Raw genomic sequence first — 8,424 nt, forward strand, 5'->3', positions numbered from 1 at the left:
TTATCTCATTTACGCCGCAGTGTACTAGTTGTTCACTTTCAGGAAATCGTTGATATTGACCATCAAAATGAAATTCTGGTTTTTGGCGATGCGCTAAAAAGTGCAGATATCCATGCGCCATTGACCAGCGCCGCCGTTCTTCTGGATGATTGGCATTGATAGCCATACAACCGCCAACTTCTTCGTTATAGCTATACACTTCTGAGTATTTTTGCGGCATCTGCAAATAGAAGATCCGTAAACCCACGTCTTGTTCTAGAATGTCACGCAGTTGCGAAATAGGCGCATCACCTAAACCCAGTCTGTGACGTTCTGCTACTGCTATACTTTCCGCAGCAGATTTGATCGGCATATCAGTTACTTGATACTCAAGAGGATAGTTACGCGCTATTGGCGCTTTCATAATCTGCTCAAGTTCTAGGTAATTCTGACATAATTCCTCTAATTTAAAGATAAACGGCTCAATTTCTGCCTTTTGTTCCTGACTCCGTTGATAAACTGCCCGAAACTGCACTTCAAAAGGTTGGACTATTGGACGTTGGCGAACAAATTCACTTACAGAACGTCCGTAAGCACGGGCAAGTTTAATCAGTTCATTGGCTTTAAGGCGACGTTCTCCTTTTTCAATAGCGATCATCGTAGTGCGTGCAGCATCAATAATTTTGGCTGCATCAACTTGAGTCATGTTGCATTTTTTACGGGCTTGTTGGAGGAGTTCCCCTAATGTCCGTAGGTCAATGTTATCCAGGATGTTGGTAGTCATGGTATTTTTATTTCTGATAATGTCAGGTATTAATCATCTTATTCTAGCTATAATGTCAGGTTTTTATATAGTTGACAAATAGATTACCTGTTAATATTATAGTTACAGGTGAGTCACTTGTAACTACTTTAATTCATTATTAGTCAATCAGACTAATAAGAACGATAATTTAGGAGTAGTGAATCATGGTTAGATATGCCTTCCAAAAAACCGCAAATGACAATTCGCATAGAAGAAGATGAGTACAAATACTTAGAAGATTGGGCTGCTAGAGAGTTTCTCAGTGTTCCGCAATTAGCTAAGGTGATTGTCAAGAGAGCGATCGCCGAAAACAAAAAGTCTCAACAAGTAAAATCACCATGACAGAAGACGAAAAAATTTCCAGACACGCAGCTACAGACAGAGATAAATGTCAAGAAATGGCTGATAAATACGGATGGGAATTAGTGAAAGTAGAACCTACTAATAATAAAATTCTCAAAGTTGATTGTGTGTTTGAAGGTGAAACAGAATTTCCTAATTATCATGAGGAATCAGAAAATGAGTAAATATATTATTTTTAAAGCAGATAAAGGACAGTTAGAAAACTGGGAAAAAATGTTACTATCTCATACTGGGGCTTGTACTGATATCCTAGCTGAACATTATGATGGTTCTAAAAAGCCTATTCCCGAACCAGGTTATAGACTCAAGGAATTTTGTCAAATTGAAGAATATGTAGATCCTGAATTTCCAGGTGCAAGTACACATTATAGAATTGGTGATTGGGAAGTTTCCAAGGTAGAAGAATATGTACCAGATTTACCTGTGGGTACTTTTGAATCAGTAGTTATTTGTTATTGTCGTTATTCTCCCATCAATACCCCATTGAAACCATTACCAAAAATCCAAGTATCCCCCAGTATTAAAATAGAAGCGTGAATAGAAACCTGTGGTAAACAGATAAAGGTGCTGTGAAATCTATACGACGTTTTCTATTAGAAGCGGGGTTTAATAGTGATGAAATATAAAGGTTATGAATCAGTAGTAGAATTTGATGATGAAGCTGAAATTTTTCACCGCTCAAAAGTCAGAATCGCGGATTATACTGATTAAAAGATGACGCGGATTAGGTTGTTTGCTATGATAAGAGTCACTAAAATCCGTGAAATCAGTGCAATCCGTCTAATCCGTGATTCTAACCTTATTTTATTCTTTTCAAAATGAGAATTGCTGCTTCTAGTCGCTAGGAATATTAATTATTTAGATGTTGCCAATTCTAAAGCCTGTTTAAAATCATCTAAAGAATTAACCGTTACTGCCAATTTCAACATTTCATCCAAAATAGATAGATTAGAAATCTGAGCTAAAGATGCAGTAATATCTAAAGAAACCTCACCCAGTCGAGCTTGCAAAACAGCTTTGATGTAATCACGAGCTTTTTGTAAAGCACCTATTTCTTTACCAATCTCTTTACCAATCTCTTTGCCAATCTCCTTACCAATCTCTTTACCACGTTCTATTGCCAATTCTTCTGTAGGACTGATAAAAGGCATTTTTCTTTCCTCCTCAAAACTGTTAATTTTATTCACTAACTTTCGCTGTAATTGCTCAGGTAAAGTCATCATTTTGTCAATGATTTTAAAGAGTTTAACAATTTGTTCTTTTGTTAAGCCTCTATCATACAGTCCGCGAATTAATGTCCATTTCCATTGCTCCCGTTCTGATAAATTACGAGTGGTTGCTTTAGTTTTTAAATGTGCCATTACTATGATAGCAAATGGATTATCGCTAGATTCTAATTCCTGCCAGCGAGATTCATAGTCCAGTAGTTTAGCAATGGGAAATTTCAGACTAACTTCACACCCTCCAAGGGAATAACCATAAGCACTGGGTCGCCAATTATTCCTTTCATCACCTAGAACGGCGAGACTAACTACAGGTTTGTGATACAGATCAAAGGAACGGTAATTATAAATATACATCCGTTGTTCAAAATATACTTCATATTGACTTTGAATTTCTACATGAATTAATATCCATACTTCTCGTTTATCTAGTAACCAAACTTGATAAAGTTGATCAGCAATCCGTTTATCTGTCTCTGATGAAGCTGTAATTTCTTGTAATTCCTTATCAAGAGATTGAGGCGTTTGTGTCCAATCAATTAATTTATGAACTTCAGGAAAAAAGAATGTTAAGAAGCTTTCAAAATACTCAGTTAATGCTTCTTTCCAAGATTCATCATAGTTAGCAGTTATTTCTTTCATGAGATATGTTTTTGATATATAAAAGGCTTTTCACCTCTTAGGTACTACATAATTAATTGTTGGCAGAAATGAGTACCCATTTCCCGATATGTAGCTAGACTACCCTGATGATAACCCAATGATTAGGCTATTGAGATTGTCAATACTAAAAATTTAAGTGAGAATATATACTTTGCTAAATGTTATTACCTGAGTTGATGATACCATAGACAGATCCTTGACGATTGTTGAATTCGTAAACCTCTGACAACCAATGAATCTTGATTCTGAAAATAAAGGTAGTATTCTTCTGGTAGACGATATTCCAGAGAATTTGCAACTGTTAAGCGATTTGCTGGTCAAACTCGGCTATAATGTTCGTAGCGTTACCAGTGGGCGGATGGCGCTGAAAACTGTGAAGGTAAAGCGGCCTGATGTAATTTTGTTAGATATCAAGATGCCAGAAATGGACGGCTATCAAGTCTGTCAGGCGCTAAAAGCTGATGAGAATTTACGCAGTATTCCGGTTATTTTTATTAGTGCTTTAGATGATGTTTTTGATAAGGTAACTGCTTTTAAGTCAGGCGGTATAGATTATATTACAAAACCTTTTCAAATTGAGGAAGTGGTGGCGCGTTTGGATAATCAGTTAATTATTCAACGCCAACAACGGCTTCTGGAACAGGAAATTGCTACCCGGAGGGAAACTCAAGAGGTACTTTATCAATCGAGAGCTTTACTAGCTAGTGTATTAAATAGTTCTCTGGATGGTATTGCGGCAATGCAAGCTATCCGCGCCCCAGAAACGGGGAATATTGAAGATTTTCGTTGTTTGGTTGTTAACCCGGTAATTGCCAGAGCTTTTGCCACTAGTCGGGAAGAGATGATTGGTAAATTGGTGTTAAAAAGATTTCTCAGTCGGGTTGAACCAGAACTTTTTGAGAAGTTTGTAGAAGTCGTGGAGACGAGTGAACCGCTAGAACGGGATTTTTATTATTCGTCGGGAGAGTCTTCTTGGTTTCACTTTGTGGCTGTAAAATTAGGTGATGGTTTTGCTATTACTATCCGTGATATTACTATGCGAAAAGAAACTGAATTAGCTCTGCAAGATGCAAATCAAAAACTGGAACAATTGGCGAATCTGGATGCTTTGACTCAGGTGGCTAACCGTCGCTGTTTTAATGATCGTTTGACAAGGGAATGGCAAAAACAGGAGCATCTTTCTCTAATTTTATTCGATCTTGATTCTTTTAAACTTTATAATGATTATTACGGTCATTTGGCTGGTGATGATTGCTTATTAAAAATTGCCCAGATAGTGCATCAAATTATTCGTCATCATGATGTTGAGCGTCCGACTGATTTGGTAGCCCGTTATGGTGGGGAGGAATTTGCCGTACTCTTACCTAAGACTGATTTGGAAGGAGCGATTAGGGTGGCGACGAGAATCCGGGAACAAGTTCATAGTTTGGCGATTCCTCACATCAAATCTGGGGTTAAGGATATTGTGACGGTTAGTTTAGGAATATGTTCACTTATACCTAGTTTGGAGGTAAAACCAGATAGCATCATTGCCAATGCTGATCAAGCTTTATATCATGCTAAGGAACAGGGGCGCGATCGCTATTGTATAGCAGAATAGGGAATGGGTAAGAGGCAAGAGTTTTTACTAATTACCAAATTATTTGCTAATATTTTTCAGAAGATCATATTGAAATTAAGGTAAATTTGTACCACTATGTTAACATCCGCAATTGATCCTCAAGATGTAAATGCTATGCAAGCGGTACGGGAAGGGGTGGTAGTAAGCGATCGCTCTACTTGGGGAATTATACGTATTTCTGGCGATGATCGTCTTCGCTTTTTACACAATCAAAGCACTAATGATTTTCAATCGCTCAAACCCGGTCAGGGCTGCGATACTGTGATGGTGACATCTACAGCCCGCACGATAGATTTAGTCACTGCTTATGTCTTAAATGATGCTGTTTTATTGTTGGTTTCCCCTAACCGTCGTCAGGAACTTATGAAATGGTTAGATCGCTATATCTTCCCTGCTGATAAAGTTAAATTAACTGATGTAACCGAAGAAACAGCGACATTAAGCCTCATTGGCCCCCAAAGTCATGCTGTTGTTGAAAAGTTAGGGGCTGGTGATTTAATTGGTCAACCAGATGGTAATCATATTTTAGTTGATGGAGTGATAGTTGCAGTGGGTAGCGGCTTGGCTGCACCCGGATATACACTGATTTTACCCCACACTGAAAAACAAACATGGTGGGAGAAAATACTGGAATTAGGGGCTGTGGAATTGAGCGATCGCGCTTGGGAAATGTTACGAATATTACAAGGTCGTCCTGCTCCCGACTTAGAACTCACGGATGATTATAACCCCCTGGAAGTTGGACTATGGCAGACAGTTTCCTTTAATAAAGGTTGTTATATCGGTCAAGAAACCATTGCCAGACTTAATACATACAAAGGTGTAAAACAATACCTTTGGGGAATTCGTCTCAGTGCTGCGGCTGCACCAGGAACAGTAATCACCATTGGCGAAGAAAAAGTAGGTAAACTCACCAGCTATACAACCACTCCTGATGGTCATTTTGGACTAGGTTACATCAGGAGTAAAGCTGGTGGAGTTGGCTTAAAAGTGCAAGTTGGAGAAGCAGCAGGAGAAATAATTGCTATTCCCTTTGTCTCCCACGAATATCCATCAAATAATCTCTAATTGTCCATTACCCATTTCCTCTACCTGGACACAATTCATCTATCCAAGATGGCGAAATATTGCCATGAATATATGAAATTCGGGTAATATTTGGGCTGGTAATTCCCGTAGTTATCAATCGTTTATCTATTTGTTCCCTTCCCAATCCTCCAGGTAGCTTAACCGAAGAATGATGATGAATCGGTGTAGCAACTGCAACTACAGAAACGCCTGTGGTCATTTTCAATAACACCTGTTTGCGTTCTTTGGGTACAGGTGAATCTGTCAAGGCTATATGAGCCGGCGAGGTACTAACTATCTGATTTTTGGCGGTAGAATGCTGGGATTTTAATAAGTTTAATTCCTGTTCAGGATTGAAGTGCAAACACAAAGCCGAAATTATCTTATCAGGATCATTGTTTAAATCCAAAATGAAAGGGAGAATTTTTTTTAACTCTGGTTCTAAAGTAGATAAAGTTGCTAAAATGTAACCAGAAGAAGGTCGGCGAATACCATAATAATCTTTCCAGATTCGCATTTTCACTAGCCAAGAACGATTTTGTTCGTAATAAATCAGCCACTTCTTTTTTAATGATTGACGTAAATGCTGAATATCCATTCATTCCCTCACTTCTTACTGTACCAAATTACAGCATTTATATATTTTCAGTGATCTTTATCCCTGGGGATGAAACCGATAATAAAGCATTTTCTTGACTCTTTTACCACCTAATAAATGTTGTTCCACTAATCTGGGTACTTCTTGGGGTAAAACCCGACAATACCAAACCATTTCGGGTAAAACTAGTACCATTGGACCATTGCCACATTGACCTAAGCAGCCACTAGATGTAACTGTCACATTAGGTATAGGTAAAGCGTGTAAAGCCGCTAAAACCTCCTTTGCACCTTGTTTTCTACAAGTACGATGTTGACATACTTTTACACAAATAGGAAGAGGTTGTTCCTGCGTTTGGATATTTGATATTAATTCATTCATCACCTTTTTGACTATAAATATTATTAAAATTTTGCTCACAAATCCCTATTTCAAATATCCAAACCTACTACAGTTAACTCTGGTGGATGTTCCACAGTAAACTGATAATATATCTCCTGTTGTTCCTGGGGTGCTATAGTTAACAACCAATTTAAAATCCCTGTTTTACCCTGTTGAATTTCTGGACTATTCTCGATTAAATATACCTGAATATGTTCACTACGACTAACAGGCAATTGTTCAGTCAATTGTAAACTTGCCACTTTACTAAGTAAATTAGTAATTGTTAACCGATAAGCATAGGTAATTCGGCGTTGGTTACTAATTAATTTTTTATCTACTTGAAGTTCTACTAAATCTCGTTCAATTTTTAATCCTTTATCAATGCCTAAGTTCAGTTTAAATTCTTCTCCAGGTAAAATATTTTCTAACTTAGTTATGCCTATAAAACTATGATTGCGGAAAATATTAGCTGTTCCTGGTAATAAAGTTACACCATTGATGCTATTTTTAACGTAAACTTGCAAATAAGCAAAACTAACTAAACTAGGTACAGCTACATATTCAAAACGACAAGGATAATCTTGCTGAGAAATAGTGATCTTATGCGGTGTACCATCGCTGGGTATTTTTCCTTCACCTGCAATCTTTAATGTTACTACACTTCCCTGTTGGGGATTGGGAGTAATAACCGATTCATGAATATTATTTTCTGCAATTTCTGATTTAGCTGGTTTTGCTGGAGTCCTAAACATAGGCATAGGTAGCGCCATTGCCGGTGGATAAGGCATTGATCGTTGTGCCATTTCTTCCATCCTTGCCATCGGTGCATCAATATACCAGGGTTTTAATTGTGGTGGTAATGTACTATGTCCTGGTTTGGCGGTAGATAGAGTTAGTTCTATACCTAACCAATCTTCACCTGTACTTTGGGTAATTTCTGCCAAATAACTGAGATTTATTTGATCATTAGCACTATTCACCCGCAAATCATAATGGGGATGCCAAGTGGCATTGGCAATCATATAAGCTATTTCTAGCTCAATTTCTCCGGCTTTTTGAACTTCTACCCCCACAATGACATTCAAATTTTCTTTTGGTTGGGGTGTTTGAATTTTTTGTAAAGCATTACGGAGTGTTTGTAATTCTTTTTCTAGTTCTGACAGTTGTGCTTTACATTCTCCCGCAGCGATCGCATATTCGCAATATTGACTTCCCAAAAAGTTGAGAAAATCCAAGATTTCACTCAAGCTAAGATTCTTTCTCGCTAAACTTTGGGAAAATGGTTCTTCAGTTTTTTCCCGTAACCCTGCAATAAAATTAGATTGTAGTAACAAAGCGTCTATCTGCGCTTGTAAATGCCGTTTTTGAGTTTCAATTTGCTGAATATCTTTGGTTAATTGAGTGACTTTTTCCCCTATGGGTTCATTAGTTTGCTGGCGATCGCATCTCACCTCCAGCAATTTTACCACCGCTGTCCCCACACAACTCACTCTCATAGAATCAGTGGCTAGAATTACTGGCAATGAGGTGATTACTAATTCCTGTTCTTCTCCTGATAAGGATACCAATGCTCGTCTTGTCACCCAAGCTTGGTCATTATAGACTGTGACTGCGACAATTCGGCTGTCTAATATTTTCTGCCCAAATGGTGTTCCTGGGTTTATCCAGCAATTCTCATTTTGAAAAAAATAAGATAAAATTATCTTAATTTAAGTAGAGA

10 protein-coding genes are annotated in these 8,424 nt (G+C 37.8%); 5 read left to right on the forward strand and 5 right to left on the reverse strand.

Going from position 1 to position 8,424, the window contains the following annotated elements; genetic code table 11:
- A partial coding sequence (locus FJR05_RS21665; protein ID WP_168646015.1) for an XRE family transcriptional regulator occupies positions 1-763 on the reverse strand: 763 nt, incomplete at its 3' end.
- 195 nt (positions 764-958) lie between these two features.
- Between FJR05_RS21665 and FJR05_RS21670 the strand changes: the two genes are divergently transcribed.
- From FJR05_RS21670 to FJR05_RS21680, 3 genes are read left to right on the forward strand one after another with little or no spacing between them, the layout of a single operon-like run.
- Positions 959-1,126 (forward strand): hypothetical protein, encoded by a 168-nt coding sequence (locus FJR05_RS21670; protein ID WP_168646016.1) that lies wholly within the window; start codon positions 959-961, stop codon positions 1,124-1,126.
- Positions 1,123-1,311 carry a hypothetical protein gene (locus tag FJR05_RS21675; RefSeq protein ID WP_168646017.1) on the forward strand — a complete coding sequence of 63 codons (189 nt, stop codon included), beginning with the start codon at positions 1,123-1,125 and terminating at the stop codon, positions 1,309-1,311. The genes FJR05_RS21670 and FJR05_RS21675 overlap by 4 nt, the downstream gene beginning before the upstream one ends.
- Complete coding sequence (locus FJR05_RS21680; RefSeq protein WP_168646018.1) at positions 1,304-1,684, forward strand: hypothetical protein; 381 nt, start codon at positions 1,304-1,306, stop codon at positions 1,682-1,684. The genes FJR05_RS21675 and FJR05_RS21680 overlap by 8 nt, the downstream gene beginning before the upstream one ends.
- Before the next feature lie 317 nt (positions 1,685-2,001).
- On the opposite strand, the gene FJR05_RS21685 is transcribed toward FJR05_RS21680, so the two are convergent.
- Positions 2,002-3,012, reverse strand: coding sequence for a hypothetical protein (locus FJR05_RS21685; protein ID WP_168646019.1), 1,011 nt, complete (start codon positions 3,010-3,012; stop codon positions 2,002-2,004).
- Between the two features lie 253 nt (positions 3,013-3,265).
- Between FJR05_RS21685 and FJR05_RS21690 the strand changes: the two genes are divergently transcribed.
- Positions 3,266-4,633: a diguanylate cyclase domain-containing protein gene (locus FJR05_RS21690; protein ID WP_168646020.1), complete on the forward strand. Its 1,368-nt coding sequence runs from the start codon at positions 3,266-3,268 to the stop codon at positions 4,631-4,633.
- A gap of 96 nt (positions 4,634-4,729) precedes the next feature.
- Positions 4,730-5,722 (forward strand): folate-binding protein YgfZ, encoded by a 993-nt coding sequence (locus FJR05_RS21695; protein WP_168646021.1) that lies wholly within the window; start codon positions 4,730-4,732, stop codon positions 5,720-5,722.
- Between the two features lie 7 nt (positions 5,723-5,729).
- Here the strand turns inward: FJR05_RS21695 and FJR05_RS27710 are convergent, their stop codons facing one another.
- From FJR05_RS27710 to FJR05_RS21710, 3 genes are read right to left on the reverse strand one after another with little or no spacing between them, the layout of a single operon-like run.
- The gene (locus FJR05_RS27710) at positions 5,730-6,320 is read right to left on the reverse strand and encodes a DUF5331 domain-containing protein (protein WP_168646022.1); all 591 of its coding nucleotides are present in this window, start codon (positions 6,318-6,320) and stop codon (positions 5,730-5,732) included.
- Positions 6,321-6,377: 57 nt separating this feature from the next.
- Positions 6,378-6,701 carry a ferredoxin gene (locus tag FJR05_RS21705; protein ID WP_168646023.1) on the reverse strand — a complete coding sequence of 108 codons (324 nt, stop codon included), beginning with the start codon at positions 6,699-6,701 and terminating at the stop codon, positions 6,378-6,380.
- Between the two features lie 50 nt (positions 6,702-6,751).
- Positions 6,752-8,368, reverse strand: a complete 1,617-nt coding sequence (locus FJR05_RS21710) for a mucoidy inhibitor MuiA family protein (protein ID WP_168646024.1) — start codon at positions 8,366-8,368, stop codon at positions 6,752-6,754.
- Positions 8,369-8,424 lie beyond the last annotated feature (56 nt).

This window comes from Dolichospermum sp. UHCC 0259 (assembly GCF_009711935.1).
Lineage (GTDB): Bacteria > Cyanobacteriota > Cyanobacteriia > Cyanobacteriales > Nostocaceae > Dolichospermum.